17 protein-coding genes are annotated in these 16,781 nt (G+C 61.5%); 2 read left to right on the forward strand and 15 right to left on the reverse strand.

Translation table 11 applies throughout. The features are described from left to right. Positions 1 to 598: 598 nt before the first annotated feature. The 6 genes from WA237_RS15735 to WA237_RS15760 form a co-directional block, all read right to left on the reverse strand. Positions 599 to 2,281 (reverse strand): ABC transporter ATP-binding protein, encoded by a 1,683-nt coding sequence (locus WA237_RS15735; RefSeq protein ID WP_009812354.1) that lies wholly within the window; start codon positions 2,279 to 2,281, stop codon positions 599 to 601. Positions 2,282 to 2,283: 2 nt separating this feature from the next. Further along, positions 2,284 to 3,567 (reverse strand): ABC transporter permease, encoded by a 1,284-nt coding sequence (locus WA237_RS15740; protein ID WP_336098784.1) that lies wholly within the window; start codon positions 3,565 to 3,567, stop codon positions 2,284 to 2,286. Between the two features lie 13 nt (positions 3,568 to 3,580). Beyond that, complete coding sequence (locus WA237_RS15745) at positions 3,581 to 4,537, reverse strand: ABC transporter permease (protein WP_009812356.1); 957 nt, start codon at positions 4,535 to 4,537, stop codon at positions 3,581 to 3,583. A gap of 195 nt (positions 4,538 to 4,732) precedes the next feature. Then, complete coding sequence (locus tag WA237_RS15750) at positions 4,733 to 6,343, reverse strand: ABC transporter substrate-binding protein (protein ID WP_336098785.1); 1,611 nt, start codon at positions 6,341 to 6,343, stop codon at positions 4,733 to 4,735. Positions 6,344 to 6,669: 326 nt separating this feature from the next. Then, positions 6,670 to 7,983 (reverse strand): replication-associated recombination protein A, encoded by a 1,314-nt coding sequence (locus tag WA237_RS15755; RefSeq protein WP_009812358.1) that lies wholly within the window; start codon positions 7,981 to 7,983, stop codon positions 6,670 to 6,672. A 4-nt stretch (positions 7,984 to 7,987) separates the two neighbouring features. Then, complete coding sequence (locus WA237_RS15760) at positions 7,988 to 9,382, reverse strand: trypsin-like peptidase domain-containing protein (RefSeq protein WP_442970272.1); 1,395 nt, start codon at positions 9,380 to 9,382, stop codon at positions 7,988 to 7,990. A 130-nt stretch (positions 9,383 to 9,512) separates the two neighbouring features. Between WA237_RS15760 and WA237_RS15765 the strand changes: the two genes are divergently transcribed. Beyond that, entirely contained in the window at positions 9,513 to 9,758 is a 246-nt protein-coding gene (locus tag WA237_RS15765; protein ID WP_009812360.1) for a hypothetical protein, read from the forward strand. 4 nt (positions 9,759 to 9,762) lie between these two features. After that, positions 9,763 to 10,218 carry a host attachment family protein gene (locus tag WA237_RS15770; RefSeq protein ID WP_336098786.1) on the forward strand — a complete coding sequence of 152 codons (456 nt, stop codon included), beginning with the start codon at positions 9,763 to 9,765 and terminating at the stop codon, positions 10,216 to 10,218. Positions 10,219 to 10,293: 75 nt separating this feature from the next. On the opposite strand, the gene rplQ is transcribed toward WA237_RS15770, so the two are convergent. From rplQ to rplO, 9 genes are all read right to left on the reverse strand, one after another. Further along, a complete protein-coding gene (gene rplQ / locus WA237_RS15775) occupies positions 10,294 to 10,719 on the reverse strand; it encodes a 50S ribosomal protein L17 (RefSeq protein ID WP_009812362.1) in 426 nt (141 codons plus the stop codon). A 113-nt stretch (positions 10,720 to 10,832) separates the two neighbouring features. Next, complete coding sequence (locus WA237_RS15780; RefSeq protein WP_009812363.1) at positions 10,833 to 11,849, reverse strand: DNA-directed RNA polymerase subunit alpha; 1,017 nt, start codon at positions 11,847 to 11,849, stop codon at positions 10,833 to 10,835. Positions 11,850 to 11,963: 114 nt separating this feature from the next. Beyond that, positions 11,964 to 12,353: a 30S ribosomal protein S11 gene (rpsK, locus tag WA237_RS15785; RefSeq protein ID WP_009812364.1), complete on the reverse strand. Its 390-nt coding sequence runs from the start codon at positions 12,351 to 12,353 to the stop codon at positions 11,964 to 11,966. A gap of 15 nt (positions 12,354 to 12,368) precedes the next feature. Next, positions 12,369 to 12,737: a 30S ribosomal protein S13 gene (gene rpsM / locus WA237_RS15790; RefSeq protein ID WP_009812365.1), complete on the reverse strand. Its 369-nt coding sequence runs from the start codon at positions 12,735 to 12,737 to the stop codon at positions 12,369 to 12,371. A gap of 253 nt (positions 12,738 to 12,990) precedes the next feature. Next, on the reverse strand, positions 12,991 to 13,335 hold the full coding sequence (locus WA237_RS15795) for a hypothetical protein (protein ID WP_336098789.1): 345 nt from the start codon (positions 13,333 to 13,335) through the stop codon (positions 12,991 to 12,993). A gap of 62 nt (positions 13,336 to 13,397) precedes the next feature. Beyond that, the gene (locus WA237_RS15800) at positions 13,398 to 13,874 is read right to left on the reverse strand and encodes a hypothetical protein (protein ID WP_336098790.1); all 477 of its coding nucleotides are present in this window, start codon (positions 13,872 to 13,874) and stop codon (positions 13,398 to 13,400) included. 250 nt (positions 13,875 to 14,124) lie between these two features. Then, a complete protein-coding gene (locus tag WA237_RS15805; RefSeq protein WP_009812367.1) occupies positions 14,125 to 14,700 on the reverse strand; it encodes an adenylate kinase in 576 nt (191 codons plus the stop codon). Beyond that, a complete protein-coding gene (gene secY, locus WA237_RS15810; protein ID WP_040617764.1) occupies positions 14,697 to 16,061 on the reverse strand; it encodes a preprotein translocase subunit SecY in 1,365 nt (454 codons plus the stop codon). Before secY ends, WA237_RS15805 begins: the two co-directional genes overlap by 4 nt. A 112-nt stretch (positions 16,062 to 16,173) precedes the next feature. Beyond that, positions 16,174 to 16,653, reverse strand: coding sequence for a 50S ribosomal protein L15 (gene rplO, locus WA237_RS15815; RefSeq protein WP_286906843.1), 480 nt, complete (start codon positions 16,651 to 16,653; stop codon positions 16,174 to 16,176). Between the last annotated feature and the right edge of the window lie 128 nt (positions 16,654 to 16,781).

The raw sequence follows: 16,781 nt of genomic DNA on the forward strand, positions 1-16,781 counted from the left end.
CTCAGACATGCACATGCGTTCTGCCAGCCATGCATTCATTGCATGAATTTTTTTCCGATTTTTAATTGCGCGTTAAGAAAAAGTAGCTATGTGGGGCTCAGAACGTAACAGTGTCCGATTGGTCAACCCATCAGCTCAGGAGGCAAACATGACACGCGATGAACTGAACCGCGAACTTCGTATGCATAGTGCCACCTGGCAATCCGTGCTGGTGGTCTATGCCGGGATGGTCGGCGCACTGGTGCTCTCGGCGATGGCCATCGTCTAAGCCAACCGTCTAGGCACAGGACCGGGGCCCTCGCGCCCCTCCCCCGACATCAACACGCAGAACGGCGCAGGGTATCCCCCACGCCGTTTTCTCTTCTCTACATCCCCGAGGGGCTCTTCCCAAAGGAGGTCGCCATGACCCGTGACCAACTCATCCGCGAAATGCGCATCCACAGCGCCAGCTGGCAGGCCGTGGCCATCGTCTATGGTGCCATTGTCGCGACGCTTTTGCTGACCGCGTCGGCCATCGTCTGATCACAGCCAACTGACTGACAGCAAACAGAAAAACGGGCACCCAGCCGGGCGCCCGTCCTCTCGTCTTGCTGGCTGATCAGGTGATCTTGGCGTCGTTCGGATCGATCTTCGCCGCCGCCGCATCGCCCACATTATCGACCCCGCGCTCTTCCAGAAGCGTGGTGAGCCAGTTCGGGTCCATCTCCGGCACCGAGCTCAGCAGAAGGTCGGTATAGGGATGGTGCGGCGGGGTGAACATCTCGTCCTTCGGCCCCTGTTCGATCACCTTGCCCTGCTGCATGACGATCACCTCATCGGCAATCGAGCGCACTGTCGCAAGGTCATGGGTGATGAACATATAAGCAAGGTTGAGCTCGTTCTGCAGCCGGTCCAACAGCCGCAAGATCCCCTCCGCCACAAGCTGATCCAGCGCGCTGGTCACCTCGTCACAGACGATGAACGTCGGCTCCGCCGCCAGCGCCCGCGCAATGCCGATCCGCTGCTTCTGCCCCCCCGAGAGCTCGGGCGGGTAACGGTTGTAGAACTTCGACGGATCAAGCTCGATCAGGTCGAGCAGCTCATCCACCCGGTTCTTGAGCTTCACCCCGGTCAGCCCCGAATAGAACTGCGCCGGACGGCCAATGATCTCGCTGATTTTCACCTTGGGATTCAAGGCGGTATCAGCCATCTGATAGATCATCTGACATTGCCGGAGCTGGTCTCGGTTGCGCTGCCGATAGTCGGGCGGGAACGGCTCGCCTCGGAACAGAACCTGCCCCTTTTGCGGCGGCAACAGCCCGGTGATCACCCGCGCCGTGGTCGATTTGCCGGACCCGGATTCCCCCACCACAGCGACCGTCATCCCCTCGTAAATGTCAAAGCTGACATCATCGAGAATCTTCGGTCCGTTGGTATAGGCCGCATCGACATTCTGCACCGAAATCAACGGCGTAGCATCCTTGGGCCGATGCCGCTGCGGGCTCTCGAAACTGCGCACCGCCCAGAGGGATTTGGTGTAATCCTCCTTCGGGTTCTTGAGCATCTCTTCGGTCGGCGCTTCCTCGACCTCATTGCCCTTGAGCAGCACCTTGATCGTGTCCGCCATCTGCGCCACGACCGCGAGGTCATGGGTGATATAGATCGCGGCGGTGTTGAATTGATCCACGATATCGCGGATCGCGGCCAACACCTCGATCTGGGTCGTCACGTCAAGCGCGGTGGTCGGCTCGTCAAAGATGATCAGATCCGGCCGGCACGACATGGCCATCGCCGTCATCGCCCGCTGCAGCTGCCCGCCCGACACTTGGTGCGGATAGCGAAACCCGATCTCCTCGGGGTTCGGCAGACGCAGCCTGCGATAGAGATCGACCGCATCTTCCTGCGCTTCCATCCGCTTCTTGATGCGGTATTGCAGCGGCGCTTCGGTGTGCTGATCGATGAGCTTATGCGCCGGGTTGAAAGACGCCGCCGCCGATTGCGCCACATAGGCGATGCGCGACCCGCGCAGCGCCCGCCGCTCGGATTCGGACGCGGTGGTAAGCTCCATCCCGTCGAACTCGATCTTCGAGCCCTCGACGATCCGCGTCCCGTCCCGTGCATAGCCCATGGCCGCCGCGCCGATGGTCGATTTGCCTGCGCCGGACTCGCCGATCAGGCCCATCACCTCGCCGCGGTGGAGGGTCAGGTCGACACCTTTGATGATGTCGACCCAGGTTTCATCCGAGTAGCCTTGGATCCGCAGATCCTTGATCTCGAGGAGGACTGATTTGTCTTGGCTCATGATTATTGCTCCTTCAGGCCCGAGGACCGGAACAGCATCCAGTCAACCACAAAGTTCACAGCCACGGTCAGCAACGCGATTGCCGCAGCAGGGATCAGCGGGGTGATCTCGCCAAACGAAATCAGCGTCGCATTCTCCTTCACCATCGAGCCCCAATCCGCCGTCGGCGGCTGGATACCGAGACCAAGGAAGCTCAGCCCCGAGATCAGCAGGAAGACGAAACAGAACTCGAGCCCGAACTCCGCCACCAGCGGCGCGGTCGAGTTGGGCAGGATCTCGCGACGGATGAGATACCAGCGCCGTTCGCCACGAAGCCGCGCCGCCTCGATGTAATCCATCACCACCACGTTGCCAGCCACCGCCCGAGTAAGACGATAGACACGCGGCGAATAGATCACCGACACGACGAGGATCAGGATGATCTCGGACGAGTTGAAAATCGTCGACATCGCCATCGAGATCAGCACCACAATGCCCAGAACGATGGCGCCCTTGACGATCCAGCCCGCGATATTCTCGGCAATCGTGGCAAGAACCAAAAGCCCCACCAACATGCCAAAGAACACCATCATCGCGGTGCCGAGAACGAAATCCGCCTGCCCGGCATTGCCGCCAAAGAGGTTGAGCCAGGCCGGGTTGGTCGGCAGCGAGCCAAAGATCGACACCATCAGCAGACCAAAGATCAGCGACGGGATCGACATGATCACATCCGCCGACCGGCCCATCGCCTGATCGAACCAACCGCCGCGCACCGCCGCCAACAGACCGGCAAGCGCCCCGAGCGTAAAGGCCAGAACCGTCCCCACCAGCGCCAGCGAGATCGTGTTCCGCGCGCCATAGATCAGACGGCTGAACATGTCCCGGCCAAGCTGATCGGCGCCCAGAAGCATATTCTCATCCGCCGGGGCAAAGGCGCTCGAAATCACTTCGGCCTCGCCATGGGGCGCGATCATCGGCGCAAAGATCGCCGCAATCGCATAGGTGAAGATGACGAACATCCCGAACGCCGCCGTGAGCGGCGCAGTCCGCAATTCCTTGGCCATGTTGTCGCTGACAATCAGGATCAGGAACTCGCGGAACGCGTAGGAGATCATCGCCGACAGCGCCAGAAGCCCGGCACAGATCGCCACCCATTGCAGCGCCCCCGCGCCGCCGATGATGCCCAGAACAAAGGACACCAGCGTCAGCGAAAACAGCAGCATGAAAGCTTGGCGATAGTTGAAATAGGCCGCCGCGGTCGAGCCCGCCAAAAGAAGGGTATAGAACCCGATGACAAAGATACTCATAATCAGGTCCTCCTTACTTCGGATGCCGCAGGCGCGGGTTGGTGAGAATGGAACCAACGTCAGCCGCGAGGTTGAGCAGGATGAAGGTCGCCGCAAAGATCAGGCAGCAGGCCTGAACGATCGGGAAGTCCCGCTTGCTCACCGCATCCACCAGCGCCTGACCGATGCCCGGATAGACGAACACCACCTCGACCAGCACCACCCCGGTGATGAGATAGGCAAGGTTGAGCGCGATCACGTTGATGATCGGGGCCCAGGCGTTGGGCAGCGCGTGTTTCACGATGACTTTCCACGGCGGCGTGCCCTTGAGCCGCGCCATCTCGATATAGGGCGAGGCCAGCAGGTTGATGATCGCCGCACGCGTCATCCGCATCATATGCGCCACCACCACCAGAACCAGCGTCAGCGCCGGCAGGAAGGTCCGCTCGAGCAGCTCCAAGAATGTCATCCCGTCATTGATCGACGAGATGGCCGGGAACATGCCCCATTTCACCGCGAAATAGAGGATCAGGATATAGCCGAGAAAGAACTCGGGCGACGAGATGAAGGTCAGCGTCACGACGTTGGCCACCCGGTCAAAGATCGAGTTGCGCAGCAGCGCCACCACCACCCCGAGCGTGATCGCCACGGGCACCGCGATAACGGCCGCATAGGCCGCGAGGAACAAGGTCTTGGTAAAGCGGTCGCCGATGATCGCAGCGACGGAATTGCCGGTAACAATGGATTGGCCAAAGTCGAAGGTCAGCGCCCCCAGAAGCCAATCGAAATAGCGCACGATGGCAGGCTGATCGAGCCCCATCTCCTTGCGCAGCGCGGCCAGGTTTTCTTCGGTTGCGCCCTGTCCGAGCACGGCCTGTGCAATATCGCCCGGTAGCAGTTCGACCATGAAGAAAATGATGACCGAGATTACCAGCAAAATTACCAGACCGAGACCGAGCCGTTTGCCCACCAGTCTCAGAATGTCTCCCATGTGTCCCTCCTGTTGATTTTTATTTTTGCCTCCAGCTTTGGGAAAAGACCGGAGGTGGTCAATTGCGCATTTTGTGTCTGGACCGGGTGGTCGCTCTGCCGCGATCCGTGGGGCCCAGAGATGCGTCAGCCGCCCTGCCCCAACGGGCACAGCGGCTGAAAAGGCCCGGCACCTTCTGATGCCGGGCCCGATTGTTTAGCCGTCGAACCACCAACGGCTGGCATAGCGATAGCCGTCCATCTGCCAGGACGGTGCCAGCGCACCGGTATGTTTGACGTTCGACCGGCGGCCATAGATGAAGTTCGGGAAATACGGGATCACCGTACCGCCATCATCACGCGCCAGCATCGCCATCTCGTGATAGATCTCGCCACGCCGCGTATCGTCGAGCTCGGCCTTGCCTTCGAGCAGCAGTTCGTTGAACCGCTCATTCTGCCAATGGCTCTCGTTCCAGGCCGCGTCGGATTTATAGGCGAGGCTATACATCACATCCGGCGTCGGGCGCGCCCCCCAGGTGACCATGCACCAGGGCTTGTTGAGCCAGACATCCGACCAATAGCCATCATTGGGCTCGCGCACGACGTTGATCGTGATCCCCGCCGCCTTGGCCTGTTCCGAGTAGAGAACCGCCGCATCCACGGCCCCCGTGGTGATCGAATCCGCGGTCGACAGGTTGACGGTGAGCCCCTCTGCCCCGGCCTTCTTGAGAAGCGCCTTGGCCTGCTCGGGATCATATTCCCGCTGCGGGATATCCTCGGGCCAATAGGGCATTGCCGGCGAATGGTGGAAGTCATTGCCCACGGTCGCCGCGCCAAAGGTGATCTTCTCGACCAGCTCTTCGCGGTTGATCGCCAGCTTGAGCGCGTTGCGCACGTCGACATTGTCGAACGGTGCCTGGTCACAGAACATCGGCATGGTGATCGCCTGCGCCGAGGCCACGTTGTCGACCTCGATATTGGGATCACGCGACAAAAGCGCCAGCGTCTTGTTGTCGAGAAGGCTCGCCGTATCCACGTCGCCGGTGACAAGCGCGGTCTGACGGGCGTTCGGATCGTTGATCACGAGGATCTGGATCTCGTCGAACCACGCGCCCTCACCGTGCCAGTCGTCATGCCGCACGAAACGGCCACCAACGCCGAACTCGAGCTCGGCCACCTTATAGGGGCCACAGCCGATGCCGGATTGCCATTCGATCGACCCGTCTTCCTTGGCGGGCAGAATCGCGAGGTGATAATCGGTCATCAGCCACGGCAGGTCGGCATTGCCGCCCGACAGTTTGAAAGTCACCGAATTGTCGCCATTGTCGGTCAGATCGACAACATCCGCCAAGAGCGCCTTGGCCGCCGAGGTCGTGTCATCGCCCCGGTGATGGTTCATCGAGGCCACCACATCCGCGCCGGTCACCTTGTTGCCATTGTGGAAGGTGGCTTTTTCGTTGATCACAAAGGTCCATTCGGTCGCATCGGGCGAGGCCGACCATTCCTTGGCCACATCCGGGCCAAGCGTCCCATCGGGATTGATCATCGTCAGATAGGCGCGCACCGTATGGCCAAAGCCGATCTCAAAGTTCGACTGGTACTGGCCGGGATCGTGCTGATCCGACGTGTTGCCATCATGCTGGGCCACGCGCAGCGTGCCGCCCCGCTTGGGGGCCGCCTGCGCCGATCCGGTCCAGAGCCCTGTCGCAGCCGAGGCGGTCATCCCGGCCGCCATCGAATAATGCATGAACGAGCGGCGCGAAATCCGGCCCTGGCGAGCCTCCTCCGCTAGACGCTTCATCAGCATGTCAGTCTCGGAATTTTTCATGGTCTCTCCCTGAGCTTATATTTTTTTATGATGCTGTCGCAGTGACCAACCGGGTTCGGATTGGTCCCCAAGCATAGAGTTTCGTGCAACATGGCCTATGTGGCGGCTTGAAAGCGACATATTGATAACAAAACACGAAACCTGCCGTACCGCCAGAGGATTTATGGAAGGTTTCGATCACATTATGGGGCGATTTTGCGCCAGAACACGTCTCTGAGCGTCAGCACGCGCCTGCGCGCGACGCCGAACCCCGGACCGAGGCCCCACGCCCCCGCCCGGTGCTGTTAGCGCCACCTCACTGCGATTCTCTCTGGCGGCTTCCGGCCCTAGCCGCGTTTCGCCCGCAATTTCGCGAAGAAATCCAACCGCTTGCGCAGCTCCCGCTCAAATCCCCGCTCGACGGGGAAATAGGCGGCCATCCGGGGCATGTCCTCGGGGAAATAGTTCTGCCCCGAAAACCCGTCCTCCGCATCATGGTCATAGGCATAGCCCGCGCCATAGCCCTGCTCTTTCATGAGCTTGGTCGGCGCATTGCGGATATGTTTCGGCGGCGGCAGGCTCCCGGTGCGCCCCGCCTCGCGCATGGCTGTCTTATAAGCGACATAGGCGGCGTTGGATTTCGGCGCGAGCGCCAGATAGACCAAGGCCTGCGCCAGCGCCAATTCCCCCTCGGGACTGCCGAGCCGCTCATAGGTCTCCCAAGCCTGCAAACACTGCGCCTGCGCCTGCGGATCGGCAAGCCCGATGTCCTCGACCGCCATCCGGGTGATCCGCCGCGCCAGATACCGCGGGTCCTCGCCCCCCTTGAGCATCCGCGCAAACCAGTAAAGCGCCGCATCCGGGTCCGAGCCCCGCACCGATTTATGCAGCGCCGAGATGAGGTTGTAATGCTCCTCACCGTTCTTGTCATAGACGCTGGCGCGTTTCATCAACCGTTTCGACAGCGCCTCCGGGTCGAGCTTTTGCGCGCTCTTCCACGCCATGACCTGCTCCACCAGGTTCAACAGCGCCCGGCCATCGCCATCGGCCATGTCCAGCAGCACCTCGCGCGCCTCCCCGGTGAGCGGCAGCGCCCGGTCCATCATCTTCTCGGCCCGCTGCACCAGCCGTTCGAGATCGCGGTTCGCCAACCGCTCGAGCACCAGCACCTGCGCCCGGCTGAGCAAAGCGGCGTTCAACTCAAAGCTCGGGTTCTCGGTCGTCGCCCCCACCAGAAGGATCGTGCCATCCTCCATATGCGGCAGAAACCCATCCTGCTGGGCCTTGTTGAACCTGTGGATCTCATCGACGAACAACAGCGTCCCGCGCCCGTTGCCATGGCGCATCCGCGCCTCTTCGAACACTTTGCGCAGCTCCGGCACGCCGGTGAAAATCGCGCTGATCTGCACGAAATGAAGATCGGTCTCCGCCGCCAGGAGCCGCGCGATGGTGGTCTTGCCCACCCCCGGCGGCCCCCAGAGGATGAGCGAGCCGAGACTGCCGTTCTCCAGCATCACCCCAAGCGGTGCCTCGGGGCCGAGCACCTGCTCCTGCCCGATCACCTCGCCCAGAGACTGTGGCCGCATCAGATCGGCCAGCGGCCTCGGCCCCGGCTTGCCTGCAGGGGCCTGCCCCGCTGTGCTGTCAAAGAGATCCGCCATCCGCTCAGAGCCTGAAGCGCAGGACGACACGCCGCCCGCCACGCAGAATATCGAGGTTGAGCCGACGGCTCGCCCGGGCCAGCGCCTCTTCGGCCTCGGCCCCGGTGCTGACCCGCATGTCATTCACCGCCCGCAGAATATCGCCCGGCCGCACCCCGAGCCGCGCGCCCAGCGGGCCGGGGTCCTCGATGATCACCCCCTCGATCCCCATCGGCAGGCCAAACTCGGCCTGCACCGCCGGGTTGATCGTCGACAGCGCCATGCCGGGCAGAACTGTCGCCTCCGAGGTCGTCAGCGGCGCGCGCGGCGGCACATCCGGCGCCTTGACCAAAGTGACCTCGGTTTGCGACATCTCGCCCTCAACCATCCCCTCGATGACCACCCTGGCCCCGGCCCCCGCCACCGCCAGGTGATAGAGGATTTCCTCGGGCGTAAAGACCGGCGTGCCATCCACGGTGAGAATCACATCCCCCACCCCATAGCCCGCTTCGGCCAAGGGGCTCGCCGGGTGCAGCTCGGTCAGCGCCACGCCATAGGGCCCGTCAAGCCCGAGCGCCTCGGCCATATCCTGCGACACCGGCTGCCCGGTCGCCCCCATCCAGGGCCGCTCGAACCGCTCTTCGCCCGACCGGGCCTGCGCCACGAACTGCGCCACCATATCCGCCGGGATCGCAAAGCCAATGCCGTTCGACCCACCCGACCGCGACAGGATCGACGTGTTGATCCCGATGAGCCGCCCCGCCACATCGACCAGCGCCCCGCCGGAATTGCCCGGGTTGATCGGCGCATCGGTCTGGATAAACAGCCCCCGGCCATTGCCAGTGGCCAGCCCCGACCGCGCCAGCCCCGACACGATGCCGCTGCTCACCGTCTGACCCACGCCAAACGGGTTGCCGATGGCCAGCACCAATTCGCCGACCTCGACCGTGCCGCTCTCGCGCAGCTCCAACGCCGGCAGGTCCTCTGCGCCGTCAAGCTGCAGCACCGCCAGATCGCTATCCTCATCCGCCAGCAGAACATGCGCGCTATATTCCCGCCGGTCATTGAGAACCACGCGAATATCCGTCGACCCGCCGACCACATGATGGTTGGACACCACGATCCCATCCGCCGACAGGATCACCCCGGAGCCGAGCGAGTTCTGCACCCGTGGCCGGCTCTGCCCGAAATCGCGAAACATCCGGCCAAAGAACGGATCATCCATGAACGGATTGCTGCGCGTCTCGACCACCCGGCGGGCATAGATATTGACCACGGCGGGGGCCGCCGATTTGACCACCGGCACAAAGCCGAGGCTGATCTCGGCCGGGCTCTGCGGCACCTGCATCTGATCCTGGGCCAGCGCCGCGCCAGCGGGGGGCAACATGGCAAAACACAATCCGGCAAGAAGATATCGCATCTGGGGCATCGTCCCTCACTGATGAACTGGTCTCAGTCATATGTCGCCGAGCCGCGCGAATGCAAGCCGCCGCGCCGGAACCGCCCCCTCTCCTGCCGCGTTGAGAGAGCAGAAGAAAGGAAGGTACCCCATGGCAGAACGTGCAAGATCCAAAGATGGCCGCCGCGAAACGGAGGCCTATACCGACGACGCCAAGACCCCCGGCCAACAGGGCCGCGCCGATGGCAATCTCGAACGCAAGGTCGGCACCCGCGACCTTCTCAAACAGGCGACCGACGACCGCCCCGGCGCCACCCGCGTCACCAAATCCGACGAAAAGGGCCAAGGCGGGCTCGGCGGTCACCACGGCACCGGCAACGACAAGAAAGAGGGCTAAGCACATGGCGAGACTGAAAAACAACACGATGGTCGTGGTCACCGACAGCGAAAAGGCGCTCTTTATCCGCAACCTGACCGATCACGAGAACCCGCATTTCGAAGTGACCGACGAAGAGCATCAAGAGAACCCGTCGGACATCGAACAATCCGCCAACCGCCCGGGCCGGATGCGGGACACCGGCGTCGGCCAGCGCTCGGCGCTGGATGACACCGACTGGCACGAACTGGCCAAGGAACGCTTTGCCAAGGACCTGTCGGATATTCTCTACAAAGAGGCCCATAAAGGCGCCTTCGATCATCTGGTGATCGCCGCCGCGCCGCAGGTTTTGGGCGTGTTGCGTCAGGAAATGCACCAGGAAGTGCTCAACAAACTAGTCGCCGACATCCCCAAGAACCTGACCAACCACCCGATCGAAAAGATCGAAGAGATCATCAAAGCCGAACTCGACGCTGATTGATCCCTGCCCCCGAGACACGAAAAAGCCGCCGGATCTCTCCGGCGGCTTTCCCTGACCTCAAGGAGGTCGAATGTCTTAGTCGTCGGCCAGAGCCACGTCTTCGGCGGCAACGCGGGCTTTGTCGCCTGCGCCTTTGGCATCGACGTCACGCTCGACGAATTCGATGATCGCCATCGGCGCCATGTCGCCATAGCGGAAGCCAGCTTTCAGAACGCGCACATAGCCGCCCTGACGCTCTTTGTAGCGGGGGCCGAGCACGTCGAAAAGCTTCGCGACATACTGGTCTTGCTTGAGCTGAGCGGCGGCCTGACGACGGGCGTGCAGATCGCCACGCTTGCCGAGCGTGATCAGCTTTTCCACGATGCGGCGCAGTTCTTTGGCCTTGGGCAGCGTGGTCTTGATTTGCTCATGTTCGATGAGCGAGCCTGCCATGTTCGCGAACAGCGCCTTGCGGTGTTCATGGGTGCGGTTCAGGCGGCGGTAACCTCTTGCGTGACGCATGGTTTAAGTCCTTCTGTTTTTGCTTTGTCCGGCGGTCTGATGCGTGTCAGCCGCTCTCCTGGGGGCGGGATTGCCCGGGGTATGCGACTGCGCCCGAAGGCGCAGCCGAATTCTTAAAAGGCGTCTTCGAACTTCTTCGCCAGATCTTCGATGTTGTCGGGCGGCCAGTCCTCGACATCCATGCCGAGATGCAGACCCATGCCCGAGAGCACTTCCTTGATCTCGTTGAGCGACTTGCGGCCAAAGTTCGGCGTGCGCAGCATCTCTGCTTCGGTTTTCTGGATCAGATCCCCGATATAGACGATGTTGTCGTTCTTCAGGCAGTTGGCCGAGCGCACCGACAGTTCCAGCTCGTCCACTTTCTTGAGAAGCAGCGGGTTGAACTCGAGACCATCATCCTCGTCCTGACGGCCAGCGGCCTCGGGCTCGTCGAAGTTCACGAAGATCGACAGCTGATCCTGCAGGATACGCGCAGCAAAGGCCACGGCATCATCCGGCGTGATCGAGCCATCGGTTTCGATCTTCATGGTGAGCTTGTCATAGTCGAGAACCTGACCTTCACGGGTCGGTTGCACGTCATAGCTGACACGGCGCACGGGGCTGTAGATCGCATCGACCGGGATCATGCCGATCGGCGCGTCCTCGGGCTTGTTCTTGTCAGCCGCGACATAGCCTTTGCCGGTGTTGACCGTCAGTTCGACATAGAGATCGGCACCCTCGTCGAGGTGGCAGATCACATGGTCGCGGTTCAGCACTTCGATGCCAGCGGTTTCCGAGATGTCGGCGGCGGTGACGACGCCCGGCCCTTTGGCCGAGATCGACAGGCGCTTGGGGCCTTCGACATCCATGCGCAGGGCAACGCCCTTGAGGTTCAGCACGATGTCGGTGACGTCTTCGCGGACACCGGCAACGCTGGAAAACTCATGCAGAACATTGTCGATCTGAACGCTGGTGATGGCGGCACCTTGCAGCGACGACAGGAGAACGCGGCGCAGCGCGTTGCCCAGCGTCAGGCCAAAGCCCCGCTCCAGCGGTTCCGCCACAACAGTCGCCTGACGCAGCGGGTCATTGCCCGGCTTGACGTCGAGCTGTGTCGGCTTGATCAGTTCTGCCCAATTCTTATGGATCATGCGTCCCTCCATTCCTGTTCCCGGCCCCATGTCCAAAGGCCGGAAACGCCCGAGGTTTCAAAATGACGGACTGGGGCCGTGCGAAAACACGCGGCCCCAGCCCAGAATAAATAGTTAGACCCGGCGGCGCTTCGGCGGGCGGCAGCCATTGTGGGCGATCGGCGTCACGTCACGGATCGACGTGATGTTGAAACCGACAGCGGCCAGGGCGCGCAGCGCGCTCTCACGGCCCGAACCCGGACCCTGCACTTCGACCTCGAGGGTCTTCATGCCATGTTCCTGTGCCTTCTTGCCCGCGTCTTCTGCGGCCATCTGTGCGGCATAGGGGGTCGACTTCCGCGAACCTTTGAAACCCATGGTGCCGGCCGACGACCAAGCGATCGCATTGCCTTGCACGTCCGAGATCAGGATCTTGGTGTTGTTGAACGAGCTGTTCACATGCGCCACACCAGTGGCGATATTCTTGGAAACCTTGCGCTTCCCGCGACGAGTATCACGTGCCATTGATCAAGCCCTCCCTTATTTCTTCTTACCGGCAATGGCCTTTGCGGGGCCTTTGCGGGTACGAGCGTTGGTGTGGGTACGCTGACCGCGAACCGGCAGGTTCCGGCGGTGGCGCAGGCCGCGATAGCAGCCGAGGTCCATCAGGCGCTTGACGTTCATCTGCGTTTCACGGCGCAGGTCGCCTTCCACCATGTAGTTGGCGTCGATATGTTCGCGAACGGCCAGAACTTCGGCATCCGAGAGTTCGTTGACGCGACGGGTCAGGTCGATGCCGACCGCTTCGCAGATGGCTTTGGCCGAAGTGTTGCCAATACCGGTGATATAAGTCAGGGCGATCGGGACCCGTTTATGGGTCGGGATGTTTACGCCGGCGATACGTGCCACGTGTCACTTTCCTTTTCGTTGCGGGTCCGTAGTACCAGACCCTTTTTTCACAACACAGGCCCGAAGCAGGACGCATCGGGCCGCAGCTGATCTAAGGTGGTCGATCCGTCTCGGGGGCGACCCGGTCAGAATCAGCATCTCATGAGAGATAGGGCTGGTTAGGGGGATTTGTCAGGGGCGTCAAGAGCTATAGCCGCCCAAGGCCGATCTGCGCGGTCCTCTGCCCCGCCGGACGATTATGCGACAGCAGCTCTTACCGGTCTCTACCAGTGTTTGACTGCGCGTCCCAGCCCTTCCAGCCCCAGCTGTCACAGTCGAAATAATACTCCGGCAGGCCGGTGCTCTCGCGGCTCACCACATTGACCCGCGACCGTTCATTGACCGTGACATTGAACCCGACCCGCCATTGCCGCGCCCCGTCATCGCACTCGGCCTCAAGATGGCGCACCACCCGCCCCGGCCGATAGCTCTGCGGCGCCCCGACCCAGACACAGCGCAGCCCATGGCTGAAGATCCCCTCCGGTTCGAGCGTCACCATATCCGCCAGCTCCTGCTCGCCATCACTGGCATCGCAAAACCCGGGGTTGTCGACCATCATCCCCGCCGCTGTGGGCGAGGCAAAACCAAGGGCGACAACCCCGCAAACAGAAAGAAGGCTCTTTAGGTGCATGTGTTGATGCCCGACTTCACCAGTTCCTGCCAATCCGCGCCCAGATATTGCCGCGCATCTACAGCCTGTTTGAACAGCTGCTCGTTCCGCTTGACCATCCGCACCACAAGACGTTGATCATAGCTTCCCAAAATCATCGGCCCGCCGCCAGTGTAGGTCGTGGTGGAGTGACCCGTCATCGTGTTCCCATACCCAGTGTAGGTACTGCTGGTATAGGCGCCGGTCGGGGCGGTCTGAATGACCTGCGTATTGTTTTGCATGCCTGCACCTTGGATCAGAAACCCGTCATAGCCGGCACGCAGAGTTTCTATCGCCGCCATCTTTCCGGCGACTTTAGACGCGCCGGTGCTGCCACAAACCGGCTCGGCGCTGACGTCTAGTAAAAAGCTATTCTTCGAAATCGGAGTAACTGAAGTTTCCGCGCACCCTGCGAGCAACACACACATCACGAGCAAAGAACGTTTCATTTGTCCTATCCCTTTTGCTGAACATCATGTGTATCGAAACGAATTTCGAAAGACGCTATACCGCCGTTCCCATAAAATCCATAGGCACTATCCCACCGGATAAGGTGACCCCTGCGAGCAGAACACCACGCCCCTGCCCCACCGGTCCAGCCCCACCAGAAAATAGCCGCCCCCCAAAAACGCAAAACACCCGAAGCGCGCGCTTCGGGTGCCTGCCATGTCTCGATCTCTTGATCTCGCCGCGCGCCGGTTAGCCCAGCAGCGAGCCGATCGCGCCGCGCACCTCGTCGATGGCGCCCAGGCCGTCCACCGATTTGAGCTGCCCCTTGGCGTGGTAATAGCCAATGAGCGGCGCAGTCTTCTTGTAATATTCCATGAGCCGGATGCGCACGCTGTCGGCGTTGTCATCGGCGCGCACCGGCTTGCCTGCGGCCCGGGCCTCTTCGGCGCGGTTGACGATCCGCTTGACCAGCGTCTCGTCATCCACCTGCATCTCGATCACCGCATCAAGGCTCTCACCCTTCTCGGCCAGCAGACCCGCCAGCGCATCGGCCTGGGCCAGCGTGCGCGGGAACCCGTCGAAGATGAACCCGCCCTTGCGGTCCCCGTCGAGCTTTTCGCGGATCAGGCCGATGACGATCTCGTCGGTGACGAGCTCGCCCCGCGCCATCACATCGGCGACGATCTTACCCATCTCGGTGCCGCTGTCCTTGGCCTCGCGCAGCATGTCGCCGGTCGACAGCTGGATCATGTCGCGCTCTTGCACGAGGAGTTGCGCTTGAGTGCCTTTGCCGGCACCCGGCGGTCCGAGAAGGATAATATTCATCGACGTTGTGTCCCTTTTCTACGCGAGCGACGCTTTCCCTTACCGCTCAACTGCGATTTTTCAATCAGCCCCTCATACTGGTGGGCCAGAAGATGCGACTGCACCTGCTGGATCGTATCCATAGTGACGGACACCACGATCAGAACCGACGTGCCGCCAAAATAGAACGGAATGGCGAGCTGTGAACGCAGAATCTCCGGAAGGAGACAAACTGCCGCAAGGTAGGCGGACCCAAGCACCAGGATACGCGTCACAACATACTCGAGATACTCCGCGGTCTTCTTGCCGGGACGGATACCGGGCACGAACCCGTTCTGATTCTTCAGATTGTCCGCCACGTCATCGGTCTTGAAGGCCACGTTATAGGTATAGAAATACGCAAAGAAGACGATCATCAGCGCGAAGAAGATGAGGTAGAGCGGCTGCCCCGGCCCGAAATAGGCGAGGATCGTCGACATCACCGGGCTCGTCTGATTGCCCGAAAACGTGCTGATGGTCACCGGCAGCAGCAGCAGCGAGCTGGCAAAGATCGCCGGGATCACGCCCGCCGGGTTGACCTTGACCGGCAGGTGCGAGCTGCCGCCGTCATAGACTTTCATCCCCACCTGACGGCGCGGATATTGAATGTGGATCTTGCGCAGCGCGCGCTCCATGAACACCACAAAGGCGATGGTCACCACCACCATGAGCATGACACCCACGATCACCGCGGGGCTCATCGCGCCCGACCGGCCACTGGCAAAGAACTGCGCCAGCGCGGCGGGAAGCTCGGCGATGATGCCGACAAAGATGATGAGCGAGATGCCGTTGCCGATGCCGCGTGCGGTGATCTGCTCGCCGATCCACATCAGGAACATCGTGCCGCCCACCAGCGTGATCATGCAAGACGCGATAAAGAACATGCCCGGATCGCTTGCCAGACCGCCCGACTGCAGGCTGACCGCGAGGCCATAGCTCTGCAAGGTCGCCAGCGCCACCGTGCCATAGCGGGTGTACTGGTTGATCTTCTTGCGGCCCTGCTCGCCCTCTTTCTTGAGCTGCTCAAGCGCCGGCACCATGGCCGTCATGAGCTGCACGATGATCGAGGCGCTGATATAGGGCATGATGCCGAGGGCAAAAATCCCCATCCGGCCGAGCGCGCCGCCGGTGAACATGCTCAGCATGCCGCCGATGCTGGCCGCTGCACCTTCCATGAATTCCCGAAGCTCTGCCCCATCGATTCCCGGCACCGGCACCCAGGTGCCAAGCCGATAGATGATCAACAGCCCAAGCGTGAAGAAGATACGTTTGCGAAGATCGGTTGCCTTGCCGAATGCGGACCAGCTGGTGTTGGCCGCCATTTGTTCTGCTGCGGATACCATTCAGGCGTCTCTTTCATATGCAGACGCCGCCAGAGCCGTTTTCCGGCTCAGGCGGCGTCAGTTGGAAAACTTGAAAAGGTATGTAAGCGCCACGAGCGGCGCCCACAACCTCTTATTCGGCCGCCTGCACAGCTGCTGCGGAGACCTTGAGCGAGCCACCCGCTTTTTCCACCGCGTCCACGGCCGCCTTGGAGGCGCCGGTCACTTCGATGTTGAGCTTGGCAGTCACGTCGCCCTTCGCCAGAACGCGGATGCCGTCGAGCTTGCGACGCACGAGGCCGCTCTCGATCAGCGCATCTTCGGTGATGGCTTTTTTCGCGTCGAGTTTCTTGGCATCGACGAATTTCTGGATGAGACCCAGGTTCACAACGGCATAGGCCTTGCGGTTCGGCTTGTTAAAGCCGCGCTTCGGCAGACGTTGGTAGAGCGGCATTTGGCCACCCTCGTAGCCGGCAATCGCCACACCCGAACGGGACTTCTGACCTTTGATACCGCGACCGGCGGTTTTACCCATGCCAGAGCCGGGACCACGGCCAACGCGTTTTTTGCGTTTGGTTGCGCCAGGATTGTCGCGCAGTTCATTGAGTTTCATGTCGCTTCTCCTTTGCCGGATGTGGCCCCCGAAGCGTGATGGGGCCAACCACGGCGTTTCTTGGTTTGATCGAGTCGCGGCCCAAAGGCCACCCGCGGGCGTATAGACCCAAGGCAGAGCCATTGCAA

This window comes from Roseovarius sp. CH_XMU1461, from assembly GCF_037027165.1.
GTDB lineage: Bacteria > Pseudomonadota > Alphaproteobacteria > Rhodobacterales > Rhodobacteraceae > Roseovarius > Roseovarius nubinhibens.

Excerpts from the sequence above, each read along its gene's own strand:
- WA237_RS15735 (WP_009812354.1), bottom strand. The coding sequence starts at position 2,281 with ATGAGCCAAGACAAATCAGTCCTCCTCGAGATCAAGGATCTGCGGATC.
- WA237_RS15740 (WP_336098784.1), bottom strand. The coding sequence starts at position 3,567 with ATGAGTATCTTTGTCATCGGGTTCTATACCCTTCTTTTGGCGGGCTCG.
- WA237_RS15745 (WP_009812356.1), bottom strand. The coding sequence starts at position 4,537 with ATGGGAGACATTCTGAGACTGGTGGGCAAACGGCTCGGTCTCGGTCTG.
- WA237_RS15750 (WP_336098785.1), bottom strand. The coding sequence starts at position 6,343 with ATGAAAAATTCCGAGACTGACATGCTGATGAAGCGTCTAGCGGAGGAG.
- WA237_RS15755 (WP_009812358.1), bottom strand. The coding sequence starts at position 7,983 with ATGGCGGATCTCTTTGACAGCACAGCGGGGCAGGCCCCTGCAGGCAAG.
- WA237_RS15760 (WP_442970272.1), bottom strand. The coding sequence starts at position 9,382 with ATGCGATATCTTCTTGCCGGATTGTGTTTTGCCATGTTGCCCCCCGCT.
- WA237_RS15765 (WP_009812360.1), top strand. The coding sequence starts at position 9,513 with ATGGCAGAACGTGCAAGATCCAAAGATGGCCGCCGCGAAACGGAGGCC.
- WA237_RS15770 (WP_336098786.1), top strand. The coding sequence starts at position 9,763 with ATGGCGAGACTGAAAAACAACACGATGGTCGTGGTCACCGACAGCGAA.
- rplQ (WP_009812362.1), bottom strand. The coding sequence starts at position 10,719 with ATGCGTCACGCAAGAGGTTACCGCCGCCTGAACCGCACCCATGAACAC.
- WA237_RS15780 (WP_009812363.1), bottom strand. The coding sequence starts at position 11,849 with ATGATCCATAAGAATTGGGCAGAACTGATCAAGCCGACACAGCTCGAC.
- rpsK (WP_009812364.1), bottom strand. The coding sequence starts at position 12,353 with ATGGCACGTGATACTCGTCGCGGGAAGCGCAAGGTTTCCAAGAATATC.
- WA237_RS15795 (WP_336098789.1), bottom strand. The coding sequence starts at position 13,335 with ATGATGGTCGACAACCCCGGGTTTTGCGATGCCAGTGATGGCGAGCAG.
- WA237_RS15800 (WP_336098790.1), bottom strand. The coding sequence starts at position 13,874 with ATGAAACGTTCTTTGCTCGTGATGTGTGTGTTGCTCGCAGGGTGCGCG.
- WA237_RS15805 (WP_009812367.1), bottom strand. The coding sequence starts at position 14,700 with ATGAATATTATCCTTCTCGGACCGCCGGGTGCCGGCAAAGGCACTCAA.
- secY (WP_040617764.1), bottom strand. The coding sequence starts at position 16,061 with ATGGTATCCGCAGCAGAACAAATGGCGGCCAACACCAGCTGGTCCGCA.
- rplO (WP_286906843.1), bottom strand. The coding sequence starts at position 16,653 with ATGAAACTCAATGAACTGCGCGACAATCCTGGCGCAACCAAACGCAAA.